Genomic DNA, 17660 nt, shown 5'->3' on the forward strand with positions numbered 1-17660 from the left:
GTTATGACCCGTGAAGTTCAAGTACCCTCTGCAAAAGGTCGTCGATTTGAAAGGCAGCGAGAAATCGATGGCGGAATGGGAGTATGCCGCCGCCCTCGGCAAACTGCGGACCGAAGAGGAACGCTTCGAGGAGCTTCGGAGGCACCGGGAAGAGACGATGCGGCGGCTTGCCGAGCAGACGCTCCGCCCGACGCCGCTGGCGGAAATTCAGCGGCTTCAGAGCGAGATCGAATGGCTCGACCAGCGGATGAAGCATCAGCGGGCGGAAGTGCGGAAGGCGGAAGAATTGTCGGCGCTGCGGCAGCGGAAGCTTGCGGACAAGATGGTGGACGAGAAAGTGTGGCTCAAGGCGAGAGAGAAGGCGTACGAGCAGTTCCGCAGCGAGGCGCTCGCCCGCGAGCAGAACGAACTGGACGAGATGGCGATCATGAGATCGGCTGCATCGGCGCGCCGATAAACAAGAACGCTTGACCCGGCAAGATTACATCAAAGAACGGAAGGAGGGGATATCGTGTCGGGTTCCAATGTCGAGAAGAGCAGCTATTCCGGCTTCGAACGGTTCCTCTTTTTTCTGACCCCCGTCTTGTTCACCGCGGTTTTGCTCGGCGTGCTGATGCTGCTGTTCAATTCGAACTGGCGGCATTCGGCGCTGGAGATCGGCAACAAAATTCCGCTGCTGAGCTCCGTCATTCCCGATCCGGCGGAGCCGTCCCAGGCAGCGGGAAACGGCGGGCAGCAGCTTACGGTCGACAATGCCCGCCAAAAGGTGGATGAGCTTAACGCCCAACTGCTGGAGAAGCAGACGGCTTTGCAGCAGGAGCAGGGCAAAACGGCGGAACAGCAAAAAACGATCGACGACCTGAAAAACCAAATCTCATCGCTGAACAAGCAGATCGAGGACAAAACGATTACCGCCCAGCAATACGACGACAAAATCAAATCGCTGGCGAGCATGTACGGAAAGATGACGCCAAGCAAAGCCGCCCCGATCTTCGAGAAAATGACGGTCGAGGAAGCGGCGCTTGTGCTCGGCGCGATGTCGGACACGGAGCGGGGACGCATCCTCGAGAAAATGACGCCGACGGTCGCGGCGGACGTGACGACGCGTCTGAAAGACGCCGATACGGTGCAGAACCAGGAGATCGCCGCTTTGCAAGCCAGAATCAAGCAACTGGAGGATCAGCTCGGAAACGGCGCCTCGACGCTTGATATGACGCAGCTGAAGATGACGTTCACGTCCATGCAGCCGGCCAAGGCAGCGACGCTGCTGCTTCAGATGGCGTCGAGCGATCAGGCGAAAACGATCAAGATTCTGGAAGCGCTGGACGATTCGTCGCGCTCCCAGGTGCTGGCGGCCATGTCGGACGAGGACAAGAAGGCGACGGGCAAGCTGCTGGACAAGCTGATTCCCGCCAATCCGTAAGCCTGCTGCGGATGCATGAGCGCTATGCGAAAGGAGGTGAAAAAACATGAATCTGGCCATCAATCCGGTGATGACCGCACCTGTCAATGGAGGGAGCAACGGGGCAGCCTCAGGGGCGGGCGCCAAAGGAACGGGCTTCGCCGGAGCGCTCGTGCAGGCGCTGGGAGGAACGAACCCGCAGCAGCCGAACGGCGGAGGATTCACGCTTCCGATCGCGTTCGCGTCGCTTCTCGCGCAAAGCGGCAATTCCGATGCCGGACAAACAGGCAGCGTCCTAATGTCCCTGCTCGGCAACCTGCTGAAGCAGCTTCAGCCGAATCAAGACGACAAAGGCGCGGCGACGACGCCAAGCGACGATTGGGCGCAGCTGCTGGCGGGCTTGCAGGCGCTGCTCGGACAGCTTCTGTCCGGCTTGCAGCCTCAGAACGATCCGCCCGGCGCACAGTCTGAGCCCGTGGATGCGACGAGCTCCGTCGCGGACGGAACGGCTTCTTCCGGCATCGTTCCGGGCGCAGTCGCTATGACCGCAAGCCCGCTTCCGGCCGCTTTGCTTCCCCTTCTGCCGACGCTGCAGCAGGCGCTGCAACAACTGGCCGCGGCACCTGGCGCAACGGACGATCAGACGGCCGCCGCTCAAGCGGTGCTGGCTTGGCTGAACGGAAGCGGACTGGCGCAGACCGCCCAATCGCAGGGCGACGCCGCCGCGGCAACCGCCCTTCAGGCCGCGCAAGATCAGGCGGCCAATCCGCTTCAAGTGTCCCGTAATGCTTCGCAGCAACCGGAGATCGCTGTCGTCCAGACGGATACGCGTCCGTCGGTCGCGGCGTTCAAGGAACCGATCGTCCATTGGCATTGGACCCAGGCGGAAAACGCGCAAGCGGCCGAGCCGGCAGCCGTTGCCGGCGCGGACGACGCGCAGGCTGCGGGCGACCATACGGCGGCGCTTCCGTGGACGATGACGGCACCGCATCAGGCGGCCGGCGCGCAGCAGGCACCTGCGGCAGTCTTGCCGGAACCCGTGCCGGTTCGTCAGTTCGCACAGCAGGTCGGACCTTATCTGGTGCGGCAATTCGTACTTTCCGGCGGCAACGGGGTAACGGAAGCGAAGCTGACCCTGCATCCGGAACAGCTGGGCCAGGTCGACGTGCGGATCGTGATGCAGGACGGGCAAATGACCGCCCAGTTCATCGCGCATAACGGCTCGGCGAAGGAACAGCTCGAGAACCAGATGGGGCTTCTGCGGACGGCGCTGCAAAATCAGGGAATCGACGTCGATCGCATGGATGTGTACCAACAGCAGGAATGGACGGGGTCCGCGGCGTTCCAAGGACAGGAGCAGCGGCACTCCGGGTCTCGGCACGGCGGCGAGCCGGGCGGAGGCGGCGGAGGAAGCCGATTCGAGGACCAGACGGAGTTCGAGGCGGAGCTGGAGAGAACGTCCGCGCTTCGGGAGGCCGGATACGGAGGCGAGTTGAACGTAACCGCCTAAACGAACTTGCAAGGAGGTGAATCAATCGATGGCCGTTACCGGCACAGGGGTCGTCTGGCCGAACTATTCGAGCCAGAATGCCCAGAAGGCGACGAATACCGGCTCGACGGAGCTGGGAAAGGACGAGTTCCTCGAGATTCTCGTCACTCAGCTTCAGAACCAGGATCCGATGCAGCCGATGGAAGACAAAGATTTTATCGCGCAGATGGCGCAGTTCTCTTCGCTTGAGCAGATGCTCAACATGACCAACCAAATGACCGCTCTGCGTCAAGCGCCCGGAATGGCCGCGATGGTGCTCGGCATGAACGTGCAATGGACCGAGACCGACAGCTCGGGCAACTCCGCGGTCAAGAACGGCACGGTTAGCTCCGTGTTTTTGCGCGACGGCGTGCAGTATGTCAAAGTCGGCGACTCGGACGTGAAAATGGAAGACATCACTTCGATCTCGCTTCCGGCCGCGGACGACGGTACGGGAGGGAACGCAAGTGAGTGACCCGGTTCGGGTCGGACAACTGGCCGCAGGCCGGATCGGACCGCTCCAGGGTACGCCGCGCGAGCGCGCGCAGACGCAAGCGGGGGCCGCGGACAACGCCGTCAGCTTCCGTCAGTTGCTGGGTCGCGCGGAGCTGAAGTTCAGCCAGCATGCGCAGCAGCGATTGAAGCAGCGGGGAATCGAGCTTCAGCCCGAGCAGCTGGACCGCATCTCCAGCGCGGTGGACCAAGCCGCCGCCAAAGGGGCCAAAGATTCGCTCGTGCTTTATCGCGACATCGCCATGATCGTCAACGTTCCGAACCGGACGGTCGTCACCGCGATGGACGGTGCTTCGATGCAGGAGCACGTCTTCACGCAAATCGACAGCGCGGTCGTCGTCGGAGAAAGTTAAAGAACGGAAACGCCTAGCGTTACGTCATAACGAGCCGGACCTCGTCAGGGGGCTCGCGGAACCGCGGATCGACCGAAGCGGTTCCCTCTCACAATCAGAGGAGGTAGATGACAGATGTTGCGTTCCTTGTATTCCGGCGTATCCGGCATGCGCGGCTTCCAAACGAAGCTGGACGTGATCGGCAACAATATCGCCAACGTGAATACCGCCGGATTCAAAGCCGGCCGCGTCATGTTCAAGGACATTCTGAGCCAGACCGTCGCCGGCGGCACGGCTCCCGTCGACGGCGTTAACGGCGGCGTCAATCCGAAGCAGATCGGACTCGGCGTCGCGATCGGGTCGATCGACACGGTTCATACGCCGGGCAGCGCGCAAACGACGAACGTGCCGACAGACCTGCGTATTGACGGCGACGGATTTTTCGTGGTCAGCACGGACGGAACGGATGCAACGGCTTACTTGACTCGTGCCGGCAACTTTACCGTTGACCCGAACGGCAACCTGGTTAACGAAGACGGAATGTTCGTCATGAGCGCCGGTGCAGCCGGTCCGATTCAGATTGATCCTACAACGTATACCTCTTTCTCCATCGGCCAAGACGGCTTCATTACGGCAACGAATACCGACGGAGAGACGGAGCAGCTTGACCAGATCGGGATCGCCAAAGTCACCAATCCGGGCGGTCTGGAGAAGGTCGGCAACAGTCTGTACAAGCTGACGCCGTACGCAGACGCCGGCGCCATCACGGACATTACGACGAATGCAGGCGACACGGGCCGGGGCGCCGTCATCGCCGGCCAGCTGGAAATGTCCAACGTCGACTTGACGAACGAGTTCACCGACATGATCGTGGCGCAGCGCGGCTTCCAGGCGAATTCGCGGATCATCACGACGTCCGACTCGATTCTCGAAGAAGTCGTCAATCTGAAGCGGTAATTGAAGTTCCGTCAGGGGAGGGAATGAACCTCCCCCGGCGGTTCGGGGGGATCCGAAGTGATTAGCTTGACTCGCCTGAACGGCACGACCTTGCACATCAACGCCTTGCTGATCGAGACGGTGGAACAGACGCCGGACACGATCATTACGCTAACGACTGGAAAAAAATACATAGTGCTCGAAAATTCTTCGGATGTGATCCGGTCCATCCGGCAATATTTGCGCAGCATCGGCGTGTTGGCGGCAGTCACCGCTCCGCCAGACACCCAATCGGAGGGGGCAACGTCATGAAGAAAATGTTACCTTGGCTCGTTTCGCTGCTTCTGGCGATAACGCTGATCGTCATCGTCGGACTTTATTCCTGGTCTACGCTATTCGGCGATACCAAGTCGAACGATCCGGCTAAGCAAGCCCAAGACAGCGTCAAGGACGTTGTGGCCAAACCGATGTCTGCGGATGAGATCATCAAGGTCACGTCCGAATTGAACGATATTGCGACGAACATCGCGGATACCGAATACGTGGTGAAGCTCAGCCTGAGCTTCCAATTCGACAGCGCTGCGGCAAAAACCGAATTCGACAAAATCAAGGATTTGCAGATCAAGCCGCTCGTCAACCGCTCGCTCTGGGTGCTTCAGCCCGATCAGCTCAGCGGCACGCAAGGCAAGGACGCGCTGTGCGCCGAACTCATCAATTCGATCAATCCCGTCCTCACCAAGGGGAAGCTGACCAAGGTCGAGATCACGGATTTTATGATGACTCAAATCTAGCAATCGGCATGCTTCATAGAACGCCTTCGGAAAGGGGTGAGAAGATTGGTTGACGTTCTTTCGCAAAACGAGATCGACGCGCTCCTGGCGGCGCTGTCCTCCGGCGAGATGGATGCGGAGGAGCTGAAGAAGGAAGAAGCGCAAAAGAAGGTGCGCGCCTACGACTTCAAACGGGCCGTTCGCTTCTCCAAAGACCATATTCGGAGCTTGACCCGCATTCACGAGAATTTCGCGCGATTCCTGACGACCTACTTCTCGGCGCAGCTCCGGACGTTCGTGCAGATCAGCGTCGTGCAGGTCGAACAGCTTCCCTACGACGAATTCATTCGATCCATTCCGAAGATGACGATCCTCAACATATTCGAGGCCGAACCGCTGGAAGGACGGATGGTGCTCGAGGTCCACCCGAACGTCGCGTTCGCGATGCTGGACCGGCTGCTCGGGGGAGCGGGCTCCGCGCCGACCAAGATCGGCAGCCTGACGGAGATCGAGACGATCATCATGGAGAAAATTTTCAGCCGGGCGCTCGAATCCCTTCAGGAAGCCTGGAGGACGATCGTCGAAGTGGAGCCGCGGCTGGAAGCGCTGGAGACGAACCCGCAGTTCATGCAGATCGTCTCCCCGAACGAGACGATCGCCCTGATCTCCTTGAGCACCAAGATCGGCGACACTACCGGAATGATCAACTTATGTATTCCGCACGTCGTCATCGAACCGATCATGTCGAAGCTGTCCGTCCACCACTGGTTCGTCTCGCAGAAGAAAACCCGGGCGCCGGACGAAGTGCTTCAGCTGGAGCAGCGGGTCAGCAAGGCGAAGCTTCCGATTGTCGCCGAGCTCGGTTCTTCCCGAATTTCCGTGCAAGAGTTCCTCAATCTGGCGGTCGGGGACGTCATCGCGCTGAACCGTTCGACCGACGAGGGACTGGAGATCAAGGTCGGCGACAAGCTGAAATATATCGGCAGTCCGGGAACCGTGCGCGACAGAATGGCCGTGCAGATTCACGAGATCGTAAGCGAAGGAGTGGAAGAGTTCAATGACGAGTAAGGACTACTTGTCTCAGGAAGAGATCGACGCCCTGCTCCGTCAGACGGCCGGGGAAGACAGCACGCCCCCGGCCTCGGAAGGCGGAGGCGCCTTGTCCGTGGACGATTATTTGACGCCGATGGAGCAGGACGCGCTCGGCGAGATCGGCAATATCACGTTCGGCAGCGCCGCGACGGCGTTGTCGACGCTGCTCGGTCGGAAAGTGGACATTACGACGCCTCAAGTGTCGATGATCTCCCGGGATCAGTTCGTCAGCGAGTTCCCGAAGCCCCATGTCGCGGTGCATGTCCGCTATGTAGACGGATTCGAGGGCATCAACTCGCTCGTGATCAAATCCCATGATGCGCAGATTATCGCCGACTTGATGCTTGGCGGCACCGGCAACGTCACCAGCGAAGAGCTGAACGAGATTCATATCAGCGCCGTTCAGGAAGCGATGAACCAGATGATGGGATCGTCGGCCACCTCGATGTCTACGATCTTCAACCGCTTCGTCAACATCTCGCCGCCGGGCGTGGACATCATGGACGTGAAAAGCAACTCCGGCGTCTCCAACCTGCCGTCGGAGAACGTATTCGTCAAAGTCTCGTTCCGTTTGAAGATCGGCGACTTGATCGATTCGACGATCATGCAGCTTTTGACCGTCCAATTCTCGAAGGATCTGGTCTCGTCGCTGATCGGCTCGTCCGATCCGGCTCCGGCTCCGGCGCAGACAACGTCGCCGGCCCCAGCTCCGACGCCGGCCCCGGCGGCGCAGGCGCCCGCGCCGGCGAGCCCGCCGCCTGCATCCGCGCCGCAGTACGCGCCTCCGCCCGCGGCGGCGGCTCCGCATCCGGCCTATCCGGCGGCTCCTTATCCGCCGCAGCCGGATCCGTCGCATCCGCAGACGCTCGGCGGCGTCGGCGCGAATCGGAACGTCAACGTGCAGCCCGTGCAGTTCTCGGGCTTCGGGGGAAGCGGCTTCGCCCAGGCGGACGAGACGAACCTGAATTTGCTGTTGGACATTCCGCTCAAGGTAACGGTCGAGCTCGGGCGCACCAAGAAGCAGATCAAGGAAATTTTGGAACTGTCCCAAGGTTCCATTATTGAGCTGGACAAGCTGGCCGGCGAACCCGTCGACATCTTGGTGAACAACAAGCTGATTGCGAAAGGCGAGGTCGTCGTCATCGACGAAAATTTCGGCGTGCGGGTCACGGACATCGTAAGCCAATGGGATCGAGTCCAAAAAATTCAATAATACCACTGGGAGGAACCAGAAATGGCAAACCGGATTTTAATCGTAGACGACGCGGCGTTCATGAGAATGATGATTCGCGACATTCTGACGAAGAACGGCTATGAAGTCGTAGGAGAAGCGCAAGACGGCGCCCAGGCGATCGAGAAATACAAGGAGCTGCAGCCGGACCTGATCACGATGGACATCACGATGCCGGAGATGGACGGGATCGCGGCGCTCAAGGAAATCCGCAAGCTCGATACGAACGCCAAAGTGATCATGTGCTCCGCAATGGGCCAGCAGGCGATGGTCATCGACGCGATCCAAGCGGGAGCCAAAGATTTTATCGTCAAGCCGTTCCAAGCGGACCGGGTCATCGAGGCGATTAAGAAGACGCTGGGTTAACGGGCGCAAGGAATTCAAGTGATGCCATCATTATTGCTTGCCGGGGAACAGCCTTTCCCCGATTCGGGCTGGAGCGCTTGGGACATGATCCGAATCCTGCTTGTCCTTGGACTGGTCGTCGCCTTGATCCTGTTCGTGCTCCGCTTTATCGGCAAGCGGAACCGCGGATGGTGGATGAACCGCTCGCTTCGTTCCTTGGGCGGACTGGCTGTCGGAGCGAACAAGTCGATGCAGATCGTAGAATGGAACGGCCGGATTTACGTGCTCGGGGTCGGCGAGAACGTCACGCTGCTGGAGGCGATCACCGATCCCGAGCAGGTGGCCGCCCTGTTGGCCGAACACGACTCGGCCAATGCGGTCCCCGACAACTCCGTGGGCGCATGGCTGCAGAGGCTGAAGCAGCGCGGACAACCGTCGGCTTCGAATGACGGAGGCTCCGGCGAAAGCGAAGGTCCGTCGATGAGCTTCGAACAGACGCTGGAAAACCGCTTGCGGCAGATGTCGGAACGGCGGGAGAAGGTCGGGCAGCTGCTGGACCGAAGCCGTTCCGAAGATCGGACGGATGAACCATGAAAAGAAAGCTTGTCTATAGCTTTATCGCTTTGCAATCGCTTTGGCTCGCTTGGGGCGGCACGACGTTCGCCGAGCCGGCGATCAGCGTCAGCATGGGAGACGGCAAGGACCCGATCGGCGCTTCCTCGCTGTCTCTGCTGCTGCTGATTACGGTGCTCAGCATATCCCCGGCGATTCTCGTACTGATGACCAGCTTTACCCGGATCGTCATCGTGCTCGGCTTCGTCCGGACCTCGCTCGGCACCCAGCAGATGCCGCCCAACCAGGTGTTGATCGGCCTTGCGCTGTTCATGACGCTGTTCATCATGTCGCCGACGCTGTCGCAGGTGAACGATCAGGCGTTGCAGCCCTATCTGAAAGGGCAAATCTCGCAGACGGACGCGCTGGCCAAGGCGGCCGTTCCGATGAAAGAATTCATGTACAAGCAGACCCGCGAGAAAGATCTGCTGCTGTTTATGAACTACACGAAGACCGCCAAGCCCAAGACCTATCAGGACATTCCGATCACCGTACTCGTCCCCGCTTACGCGATGAGCGAGCTGAAGACCGCGTTCCAGATGGGCTTTATGATCTTCGTGCCGTTTCTCGTCATCGACATGGTCGTAGCCAGCACGCTGATGGCGATGGGGATGATGATGCTGCCGCCGGTCATGATCTCGCTGCCGTTCAAGATCTTGCTGTTCGTGCTGGTGGACGGGTGGTATCTGGTCGTCAAGTCGCTGCTCACGAGTTTTCAGACATAAGATTTAAAGCGATCGATATGGGGAGGGAATTCGCGTGAGTGCGGAATTTATTATCGGACTGGCGGGCCAGGCCATGTACACGGTGCTTAAAGTCAGCGCGCCGATGCTCGGGCTGGGCCTTATCGTCGGGCTGCTCGTCAGCATCTTCCAGGCGACGACGCAAATTCACGAGCAGACGCTGGCGTTTATTCCGAAGATCGTCGCCGTGTTCGTGGCCATCCTCGTTTTCGGGCCGTGGATCTTAAGCGTGCTGGTCGACTTTACGAGTCATCTTCTCGGGAACCTGGCGAATTACATCGGTTAACGGATGATGAGCCTTGACCAAATCATGCAGCTGTTTCCGGCATTTCTGCTTGTGTTCTGCCGCATCACCGCCTTCATGGTCGCAGCGCCGGTGCTGTCGACGAAGACGATTCCGAATACGTTCAAGATCGGTCTGGCATTTTTCATATCGGTCATCGTGTTTTTGAACGTCGGGTTCGACGACCGGGTCACGGCGGACGGCGAATTTATTCTATCGATCATGAAGGAAGTAGTCGCAGGGCTGCTGATCGGATTCGTCGCTTCCCTGTTCTTCGCGGTCGTGCAGGTGGCCGGCGCTTACATGGATATGCAGATGGGCTTCGGCATCGCCAACGTCGTCGACCCGCTGACCGGCGCGTCGGCTCCGCTTCTCGGCAACCTGAAGTACATGCTCATGGTTCTCGTTTTCTTGTCCGTGAACGGCCATCATTATTTAATCGCCGCCATCATGAACAGCTACGAATGGCTGCCGCTGAACAATCATTTTTTTCAGACGCTTTACCACGGCAGCGTGTCGGAGTTTCTGGTGAGAACGTTCGCGGATACGTTCCTGCTGGCCTTGCAAATATCCGCCCCGATCGTCGTCTCGATGTTTCTGACCGATCTCGGTCTGGCGCTGCTCTCCCGGGCGGCTCCGCAGTACCAGGTGTTCGTGATCGGGGTCCCGATCAAGATCTTGCTCGGCATGGCCGTTCTGATTTTGCTTCTGCCGGGCTTCGGCTCGATCTTCCAAATGCTGTTCGATCATCTGTTCGACGCGCTCGACAAGCTGTTCGTTCTATTGAAAGAACCGTCCTAGCGCCTATGAGCGCTCGGCGGGGAAGGAGGCTTCAAGCGTAAGGTGGCTCGTTATCGCTTTGCGATGGATTTGCAGCTGTTCGCGGGAGAGAAAACGGAGCGGGCGACGCCGAAGAAACGGAACGAAGCCCGTAAGAAAGGTCAAGTCGCGCACAGCCAGGAGATCGTCACCTCGATCGCGCTGGTCGTCTGCATCAGCTTGTTCATGCTTCTCGGATCGTTCTTCTGGAACCGGATCGTTGCGATGTTCTCCGACGTTCTGCTGCACCGGTTGACGATGGACGTCACTTCCGGCAACGTTACGGAGATGTTCGGGCGGTACGCGATGCAGATGCTGATCGTGCTGTCGCCGATCTTCATCGCCGCGATCGTCGTCGCCTTCGCGGCGAACTATTTCCAGTTCGGCTGGCTGTTCACGACCGAACCGATCAAGTTCAAGCTTCAACCGCTCAACCCGATTAACGGATTCAAGCGAATGTTCAGCTCCAGATCGCTGGTCGAGCTGCTCAAGAGCACGCTCAAGCTGCTTGCGGTCAGCCTCGTTCTCTACTTCGTTCTCTGGTCGGAACGGGACCGGGTGATGGCGCTGGCACATGTGCCGATCCAGGACATCTTCAGTTTTACCGGGGATCTGACCATTCGCGTGAGTCTGCTGGTCGGCGTGCTGCTGTTCGCCATGGCGGTCGGCGATTATTACTATCAGAAGTACTCTTATGAGAAAAGCTTGCGCATGAGCAAGCAGGACATCAAGGACGAGTACAAAAACGCCGAAGGCGACCCGAAAGTGAAAGCGAAAATTAGGGAACGTCAACGGCGGATGGCGATCATGCGCATGATGCAGGAAGTTCCGAAAGCCGACGTCATCATCACGAACCCGACGCACTTCGCGGTCGCCCTGCAGTACGACGGCTCCAAGATGGACGCCCCTCGAGTCGTCGCGAAAGGACAGGATTTCCTGGCGCTGCGCATTCGCGAAGTCGCCAAAGCGAATAACGTCGTTACGATGGAGAACAAACCGCTCGCCCGGGCACTGTACGACCGGACCGAGATCGGCGAGACGATTCCGGCCGACTTGTTCCAGGCCGTCGCGGAAGTGCTCGCTTACGTTTACCGGCTGAAAGGCGGACGCCGCTGAATCCGTCAGCGAGGATTTACGGCGGAACGGCGAACAGATATCGATAACAGATGAGGGGGATACACCGTGAAAGCTCGGGACATCAGCATACTGATCGGCATCATCGGCATCGTCCTGATGATGGTACTCCCAATTCCCCATCAACTGCTGGACGTGCTGCTGATCATCAATATTTCGGCGGCGCTTATGATCCTGCTCATCTCGATGAACACGACGGACGCGCTGAACTTTTCCATCTTTCCGACGCTGCTGCTCATTACGACGCTGTTCCGGCTGTCGCTGAACATTTCCACCACGCGGCTCATCTTGTCCAAGGGAGAGGCGGGCAACGTCGTGGCGACGTTCGGTCACTTCGTCGCCGGAGGGCAGCTCGCGATCGGCTTCGTCGTGTTCCTCATTTTGATCGTCGTGCAGTTCATCGTCATTACCAAGGGCGCCGAGCGCGTCTCGGAAGTGGCCGCGCGGTTTACGCTCGACGCGATGCCCGGCAAGCAGATGAGCATCGACGCCGACCTGAACGCAGGCCTCATCAACGAGCAGCAGGCGAAGGAGCGGCGGGAGAAAATCGAGAAGGAAGCCGATTTCTACGGCGCGATGGACGGCGCGAGCAAGTTCGTCAAAGGGGATGCGGTCGCCAGCATCATCATCGTTATGATCAACTTGATCGGCGGCTTCATTATCGGGATGGCCATTCACGGCAAATCGCTGACCGAATCGCTCAACACGTACTCGATCCTGTCGATCGGCGACGGCCTTGTCAGCCAGATTCCCGCGCTGCTGATCAGCACCGCGACCGGCATCATCGTGACCCGTGCCGCTTCCGAAGGGAACCTCGCCCACGACTTGTCGGCGCAGCTTCTGCGCTATCCCCGGCTGCTCTATATCGTCGCCGGCACGATCGCCCTCATGGGCATCATGACGCCGATCGGCTTTTTCGCCACGATTCCATACGCGCTGCTTCTCGTATTCGCTGCCTACTGGCTGCAGCGCAACATGAGCCGCAAGCAGAAAGAAGAAGATTTGCTCGTGGAAGAGAAGGAGATCGAAGAAGTTCGCAGTCCGGAGAGCGTCATCAGTCTGCTGCAGGTCGACCCGATCGAATTCGAATTCGGCTACGGTCTCATTCCGCTTGCGGATACGCAGCAGGGCGGGGATCTGCTGGACCGGATCATCATGATCCGCCGTCAGTGCGCGCTTGAAATGGGACTAATTGTCCCCGTCATCCGAATTCGCGACAATATTCAACTAAAACCGAACGAATATATTATCAAAATAAAAGGGAATTTGGTAGCACGTGGCGAATTGTTGTTACATCACTACCTGGCCATGAGTCCTGGTTTCGAAGACGATTCGGTTACCGGAATTGAGACCAAAGAACCAGCTTTCGGCCTTCCGGCCCTCTGGATCGACGAAGCGACCAAAGAACGGGCGGAGCTGGCGGGTTACACGGTCGTCGATCCGCCTTCGGTCGTCGCCACCCATCTGACCGAGATCATCAAGAAATACGCGCACGAGCTGATCGGACGCCAAGAGACGAAGTCGCTTGTCGACAGCGTGAAAGAAAGCTATGCGACGCTGGTCGAGGAGCTCGTTCCGGGTACGCTCGGCATCGGGGATATTCAGAAAGTGCTGTCCAAGCTGCTGAAGGAGAAAATCTCGATTCGGGATCTGGTCACGATCTTCGAGACGCTGGCCGACTACGGGAAGTACACGAAAGATCCCGACGTTCTGACCGAATATGTCCGCCAGGCGCTCTCCCGGCAGATCACGCAGCAGTTTGCAAGCCCGAGCGAGCCGCTCAAAGTCATTACCGTCAGTCCGAACGTCGAGAAGAGAATCGCCGAAGCGGTGCAGCAGTCCGATCAGGGAAGCTACCTGGCGATGGATCCGGCTTCCTCCCAGCAGATCTACCAGCGGCTCTCCGAGCAGATCAACAAGGTCGCCCAGCTCGGACAGCAGCCGATCATTCTGACGTCGCCGACGATCCGCATGTACATGCGGCAGATGCTGGAGCGTACCCTGCAGGACATACCGGTCATCTCCTACAGCGAGCTGGAACCGAATATTGAAGTGCAAAGCGTCGGGGTGGTGAACGCATGAAGGTCAAACGATACGTAGTCCAGGACGTGCCGGAAGCGGTGCAGATGATCCGCAGCGAACTCGGTTCGGACGCCGTCATCCTGAATACCAAGGAAATCCGCATGGGCGGATTTCTTGGCATGTTCCGCAAGAAGCGGGTGGAAGTGATCGCGGCCGTCGACGAATCCGCCGGAAGGCCGGCGCCGCGAGCGCCGCGGCCGGCTCCGCCGCGCGAGCGGGCGGCGGTTCTGACGGCCGAAGCGGAACCGGCCCCGGCGCAGACGTGGATTCCGCACGCGGCGGTACGCGAGAAGTACGGCCGCGGCGGCGCGGGCGAGGCCATTCCTCCGTCGCCGAAAGCGGCGGAAGCGGCGCGGGAGATTCTCGCGAGCTTGTCCGCGCAGGCGGCCGGCGCGACGGCGGCGCCGATAGAGAAGGAAGACGCCGAGTCTTCCGTCGCCGAGCCGAAGAAGGTGGAGACTTCGCGGGAGGTTGAACTATCGGAAAAGGCGGTCTCGGCATCCTCGCCGGCGGCGGCGAACGCCGGACAGTCCGAAGACGAGACGGCCGCGCTTCTTAACGAGATCCGGTCGATGAAGGAAATGATGCTGCGGATGAACCGGCAAATGTCGTTTCGTCACATTCCCCCGGCGGTCATGAACGCGGCCAGGCGGCTGGCCGAGCAAGGCGTCGAACCGGTCTACGTCGAGCAATTCGCCGAGAGCGTGTGCGACCGTCTGGGAGACCTGACGGATCCGGACGGCGCCGAGACGGCCGTGCAAGCGCGGGAGGTGCTCCGGGAATGGCTGCGGCCATCGGCGGCGGAGGGCATTTCGCCCGCGACGCGAATCGTCAACTTCGTCGGCCCGACGGGCGTCGGGAAGACGACGACGATCGCGAAACTGGCGGCGGACCAGGCTTTCGTTCACCGCCGGTCGGTCGGCTTCATTACGGCCGATACATACCGGATCGCCGCGGTCGACCAACTGCGTACATACGCCGACATTTTGAACGTTCCGCTGGAAGTCGTCTTTTCCCCGTCCGAGCTGAGCCGCGCCTACAAGAAGCTGGAGGATCGGGATTTGCTGCTGATGGACACCGCCGGCCGCAATTACCGCAACGAGCTGTTCGTCTCCGAAGTGAACAGCCTGCTGGCTCCGGGCGAGCGGGCCGAGAGCGTGCTCGTCCTCAGCCTGACGCACAAGTACGCGGACATGAAAACGGTAGCCGGTCAATTCGCGAAATACGGCGTCAAACGTCTGCTGTTCACGAAGATGGACGAGACCGATTCCTATGGCGCCATCGTCAACCTGGTCCGGGAGTTCGACTATTCCATCTCCTACGTCACGACCGGCCAGACCGTTCCGGACGACATTCGGGCATTCGATCCGGAGGACCTGATCGACCGCTTGCTGGGAGGGAAGGGGCATGAATGATCAGGCGCAGGCGCTGCGGCATATGGTGCTGTCCCAGGACCGGCAGCCGGCCAAGACGACCCGGATCGTCACGGTTACAAGCGGCAAAGGGGGCGTCGGCAAGTCCAATTTGAGCCTGAACTTCGCGTTGGCGCTTCAGAACCGAGGCTACAGCGTCCTGCTGTTCGACGCCGACATCGGCATGGCGAACATCGACGTGCTGCTCGGGACGCCGGCGCCGTACAATCTTTTCCACCTGCTCAAACGGGAAAAGACGATCTGGGACATTATCCAGACGGGACCGGGCGGACTGAAGTTCATCGCGGGAGGCTCGGGCTTCCAGGATCTGATCCGGCTGTCCGACGAGGAGCTGGAATACTTCGCCGACCAGATCGGCAAGCTGCACGGCCATGTCGACTTTCTGCTGTTCGACACGGGCGCGGGTCTGTCCAAGGAGACGGTGCGGTTCATCACCGCCGCGCAGGAGACGATCGTCGTCACCACGCCCGAGCCGACGTCGATCACGGACGCTTACGCGCTGATCAAGATGGTCAAAAGCATGGGCCATCACGTTGATTTCCGACTGGTCGTCAACCGGGTCGGCGATGAACGTGAGGGCAACCAGACGGCGGACAACATCCGGCAGGTCGCCGGCAAGTATCTGGGCCTCGATCTCCCGTTGCTCGGCTTCGTGCCCGAGGACGCTTCGGTATCGAAGGCGGTCAAGCGGCAGACGGCGTTGGCCGTCGCGTATCCGTCCAGCCAGGCTTATCGCGGAATCGAACGCATCGTTTCCCGCTTTCTAGAGGAACCGAAGGAAGCGGAAGCCGGCGGCGTCAAATCTTTCCTTCAACGCATGCGCCGCTTGTGGAGCTAAGCGGCTGTCGGCGGACACCGCGAAAGCGAGCGCCCGGATCAAACATCTTAGAACGGTGAAAGGGGGAGGGCGGCATGGCGAGGTACCGGGTTTTGGTGGTGGACGATTCTCCTTTTATGCGGCAAGTGTTCAGCGACTTCATCGCAACGGCTCCCGAATTCGAGGTAGCGGGCATCGCCGCCAACGGGCAGGAAGCGGTCGAGCGGGCGCTGGAGCTTGAGCCGGACGTCATCACGATGGACCTGGAAATGCCCTTGATGAACGGGCTGGAGGCGCTGCAGAAAATCATGTCGGTGCGCCCGACCCCGGTCATCATGGTGTCGGCGGTGACGGACAACGGTACCCGCGATACGATTCGCGCCCTTCAATACGGCGCGGTGGATTTCATCCGCAAGCCGGGCGGGTCGGTCAAGCAGGAGATCGGAAACGTGGGCGAGCAGCTCCGCGAGCTGCTCCATATGATTGCGGAGATGGCGGCCAAAGGCAATTTCCGCTGGCTGCCGGCCGTGGAAGAGCATGCGGCTCTCGTGCCGGATCCGCATGCGGAAGCGGCGCCGGGCATGGGCTCGAAGGCGAGCGCGATCGTGGAGGCGGCGGCGGGCGAAACCGCGAGCGGGCGAGAGACGCCGCCGGCGGCGGCATCCTCGTCGCCCCGGGCCGCGGCGGAGCCGCCCGAGGCGCCTCCCCGCCGCCTGGCGAAGCCGGCGGCGGCCGCGCCCGACGCTTCGGCACCGCGTGCGCCGAAGCCGAACCCCAGGCCCGCCGCGAAGCCGGCAGGCCGAGAGACCGCGGGCCCGGCGACGGCGGGGCCCGCCAAAACCGGGCGGCGCGCCGACGCCGCGCCTCCGTCGCCGGCGGTGCCTGCGGCTTCGGCGCCGCCCATGGCCCGGCCCGCGAAGCGGCCTGCGGCCGCCGCCGGGCCGGAGGCGGAGCAGCCCCGCGAAGAGACGCCGGGGCGCACCGCATTCGAGCATCTGGTGGCCATCGGCACCTCGACGGGAGGGCCGCGCGCGCTGCACGAAGTGCTGACGGGAATCCCGGCCGATTTTCCCGCGCCGATACTGGTCGTGCAGCACATGCCGCCGAAGTTCACGAACTCGCTCGCGCAGCGGCTCGACTCGTTCGCCCGGATCCGGGTGCGCGAGGCGCAGGACGGAGAGATCGTCCGCAGCGGCACCGCCTACATCGCACCGGGCGGCCGGCACTTGACGCTGGCCGGGGCGCCGTCGGGCGAGTACCGCATCGTCCTGACGGACGAGGAGCCGCGAAGCGGCCATCGGCCTTCCGTCGATCGGCTGTTCGAATCGCTGATCGGTTTCCGAGAATTGAAGCGCCACGCCGTCCTCATGACCGGGATGGGAAGCGACGGAGCGAAGGGGATGCGCGCTCTGCTCGATGACGGAGCGGAGTCGACGATCGCGGAAAGCGAGGACACTTGCATCGTGTACGGAATGCCGCGTTCCGCCGTGGAACTGGGCGCGGCGAAGCAAGTCGTTCCTCTGCAGCAGATCGCCCAAGCGCTCGTCCGCGAGGTGAGCGTCCGCAAGAGATAAGAACCGAGGCAATA

General features: G+C 60.5%; 20 protein-coding genes. All 20 read left to right on the forward strand.

From position 1 onward, the window contains the following. The first annotated feature begins 10 nt into the window (after window positions 1-10). The 20 genes from fliJ to H7C18_RS18305 all read left to right on the forward strand — a co-directional run bounded on the left by fliJ (window position 11) and on the right by H7C18_RS18305 (window position 17646). Window positions 11-457, forward strand: coding sequence for a flagellar export protein FliJ (gene fliJ / locus H7C18_RS18210; protein ID WP_185130519.1), 447 nt, complete (start codon window positions 11-13; stop codon window positions 455-457). A 54-nt stretch (window positions 458-511) separates the two neighbouring features. Next, complete coding sequence (locus H7C18_RS18215; RefSeq protein ID WP_185130520.1) at window positions 512-1423, forward strand: MotE family protein; 912 nt, start codon at window positions 512-514, stop codon at window positions 1421-1423. 46 nt (window positions 1424-1469) lie between these two features. Next, entirely contained in the window at window positions 1470-2912 is a 1443-nt protein-coding gene (locus H7C18_RS18220) for a flagellar hook-length control protein FliK (protein WP_185130521.1), read from the forward strand. Window positions 2913-2940: 28 nt separating this feature from the next. Next, window positions 2941-3405, forward strand: coding sequence for a flagellar hook capping FlgD N-terminal domain-containing protein (locus tag H7C18_RS18225; protein WP_185130522.1), 465 nt, complete (start codon window positions 2941-2943; stop codon window positions 3403-3405). Beyond that, window positions 3398-3796, forward strand: a complete 399-nt coding sequence (locus tag H7C18_RS18230) for a TIGR02530 family flagellar biosynthesis protein (protein WP_185130523.1) — start codon at window positions 3398-3400, stop codon at window positions 3794-3796. The genes H7C18_RS18225 and H7C18_RS18230 overlap by 8 nt, the downstream gene beginning before the upstream one ends. A gap of 114 nt (window positions 3797-3910) precedes the next feature. Then, window positions 3911-4732: a flagellar basal body rod protein FlgG gene (gene flgG, locus H7C18_RS18235; RefSeq protein WP_185130524.1), complete on the forward strand. Its 822-nt coding sequence runs from the start codon at window positions 3911-3913 to the stop codon at window positions 4730-4732. A 57-nt stretch (window positions 4733-4789) separates the two neighbouring features. Further along, the gene (locus H7C18_RS18240; RefSeq protein WP_185130525.1) at window positions 4790-5023 is read left to right on the forward strand and encodes a flagellar FlbD family protein; all 234 of its coding nucleotides are present in this window, start codon (window positions 4790-4792) and stop codon (window positions 5021-5023) included. After that, a complete protein-coding gene (locus tag H7C18_RS18245) occupies window positions 5020-5502 on the forward strand; it encodes a flagellar basal body-associated FliL family protein (protein WP_185130526.1) in 483 nt (160 codons plus the stop codon). The genes H7C18_RS18240 and H7C18_RS18245 overlap by 4 nt, the downstream gene beginning before the upstream one ends. A gap of 45 nt (window positions 5503-5547) precedes the next feature. Continuing rightward, window positions 5548-6549: a flagellar motor switch protein FliM gene (gene fliM / locus H7C18_RS18250; RefSeq protein WP_185130527.1), complete on the forward strand. Its 1002-nt coding sequence runs from the start codon at window positions 5548-5550 to the stop codon at window positions 6547-6549. Beyond that, complete coding sequence (gene fliY / locus H7C18_RS18255) at window positions 6539-7786, forward strand: flagellar motor switch phosphatase FliY (protein ID WP_185130528.1); 1248 nt, start codon at window positions 6539-6541, stop codon at window positions 7784-7786. Before fliM ends, fliY begins: the two co-directional genes overlap by 11 nt. A gap of 21 nt (window positions 7787-7807) precedes the next feature. Further along, a complete protein-coding gene (locus tag H7C18_RS18260; protein ID WP_185130529.1) occupies window positions 7808-8170 on the forward strand; it encodes a response regulator in 363 nt (120 codons plus the stop codon). Between the two features lie 21 nt (window positions 8171-8191). Beyond that, window positions 8192-8743, forward strand: a complete 552-nt coding sequence (locus tag H7C18_RS18265) for a flagellar biosynthetic protein FliO (RefSeq protein WP_185130530.1) — start codon at window positions 8192-8194, stop codon at window positions 8741-8743. After that, entirely contained in the window at window positions 8740-9486 is a 747-nt protein-coding gene (gene fliP, locus H7C18_RS18270) for a flagellar type III secretion system pore protein FliP (RefSeq protein WP_185130531.1), read from the forward strand. The genes H7C18_RS18265 and fliP overlap by 4 nt, the downstream gene beginning before the upstream one ends. A gap of 34 nt (window positions 9487-9520) precedes the next feature. Further along, window positions 9521-9790, forward strand: coding sequence for a flagellar biosynthesis protein FliQ (gene fliQ, locus H7C18_RS18275; protein ID WP_185130532.1), 270 nt, complete (start codon window positions 9521-9523; stop codon window positions 9788-9790). Between the two features lie 6 nt (window positions 9791-9796). Beyond that, on the forward strand, window positions 9797-10588 hold the full coding sequence (fliR, locus tag H7C18_RS18280; protein WP_185130533.1) for a flagellar biosynthetic protein FliR: 792 nt from the start codon (window positions 9797-9799) through the stop codon (window positions 10586-10588). Between the two features lie 63 nt (window positions 10589-10651). Beyond that, window positions 10652-11722 (forward strand): flagellar biosynthesis protein FlhB, encoded by a 1071-nt coding sequence (gene flhB, locus H7C18_RS18285; protein ID WP_185130592.1) that lies wholly within the window; start codon window positions 10652-10654, stop codon window positions 11720-11722. 66 nt (window positions 11723-11788) lie between these two features. Further along, window positions 11789-13822 carry a flagellar biosynthesis protein FlhA gene (flhA, locus tag H7C18_RS18290; protein ID WP_185130534.1) on the forward strand — a complete coding sequence of 678 codons (2034 nt, stop codon included), beginning with the start codon at window positions 11789-11791 and terminating at the stop codon, window positions 13820-13822. Beyond that, window positions 13819-15237 (forward strand): flagellar biosynthesis GTPase FlhF, encoded by a 1419-nt coding sequence (gene flhF / locus H7C18_RS18295; RefSeq protein ID WP_185130535.1) that lies wholly within the window; start codon window positions 13819-13821, stop codon window positions 15235-15237. The genes flhA and flhF overlap by 4 nt, the downstream gene beginning before the upstream one ends. Further along, entirely contained in the window at window positions 15230-16093 is an 864-nt protein-coding gene (locus tag H7C18_RS18300) for a MinD/ParA family protein (protein ID WP_185130536.1), read from the forward strand. Before flhF ends, H7C18_RS18300 begins: the two co-directional genes overlap by 8 nt. Window positions 16094-16167: 74 nt before the next feature. Next, window positions 16168-17646 carry a protein-glutamate methylesterase/protein-glutamine glutaminase gene (locus tag H7C18_RS18305; RefSeq protein ID WP_185130537.1) on the forward strand — a complete coding sequence of 493 codons (1479 nt, stop codon included), beginning with the start codon at window positions 16168-16170 and terminating at the stop codon, window positions 17644-17646. The last annotated feature ends 14 nt before the right edge of the window (window positions 17647-17660 follow it).

This window comes from Cohnella zeiphila, assembly GCF_014212055.1.
Taxonomy (GTDB): Bacteria; Bacillota; Bacilli; order Paenibacillales; family Paenibacillaceae; genus Cohnella; species Cohnella zeiphila.

Bases quoted from the DNA above. Each gene is read 5' to 3' on its own strand.
- H7C18_RS18220 (WP_185130521.1), top strand. From the start codon at position 1,470: ATGAATCTGGCCATCAATCCGGTGATGACCGCACCTGTCAATGGAGGG.
- H7C18_RS18225 (WP_185130522.1), top strand. From the start codon at position 2,941: ATGGCCGTTACCGGCACAGGGGTCGTCTGGCCGAACTATTCGAGCCAG.
- flgG (WP_185130524.1), top strand. From the start codon at position 3,911: ATGTTGCGTTCCTTGTATTCCGGCGTATCCGGCATGCGCGGCTTCCAA.
- H7C18_RS18245 (WP_185130526.1), top strand. From the start codon at position 5,020: ATGAAGAAAATGTTACCTTGGCTCGTTTCGCTGCTTCTGGCGATAACG.
- fliY (WP_185130528.1), top strand. From the start codon at position 6,539: ATGACGAGTAAGGACTACTTGTCTCAGGAAGAGATCGACGCCCTGCTC.
- H7C18_RS18260 (WP_185130529.1), top strand. From the start codon at position 7,808: ATGGCAAACCGGATTTTAATCGTAGACGACGCGGCGTTCATGAGAATG.
- H7C18_RS18265 (WP_185130530.1), top strand. From the start codon at position 8,192: ATGCCATCATTATTGCTTGCCGGGGAACAGCCTTTCCCCGATTCGGGC.
- fliP (WP_185130531.1), top strand. From the start codon at position 8,740: ATGAAAAGAAAGCTTGTCTATAGCTTTATCGCTTTGCAATCGCTTTGG.
- fliR (WP_185130533.1), top strand. From the start codon at position 9,797: ATGAGCCTTGACCAAATCATGCAGCTGTTTCCGGCATTTCTGCTTGTG.
- flhB (WP_185130592.1), top strand. From the start codon at position 10,652: ATGGATTTGCAGCTGTTCGCGGGAGAGAAAACGGAGCGGGCGACGCCG.
- flhF (WP_185130535.1), top strand. From the start codon at position 13,819: ATGAAGGTCAAACGATACGTAGTCCAGGACGTGCCGGAAGCGGTGCAG.
- H7C18_RS18300 (WP_185130536.1), top strand. From the start codon at position 15,230: ATGAATGATCAGGCGCAGGCGCTGCGGCATATGGTGCTGTCCCAGGAC.
- H7C18_RS18305 (WP_185130537.1), top strand. From the start codon at position 16,168: ATGGCGAGGTACCGGGTTTTGGTGGTGGACGATTCTCCTTTTATGCGG.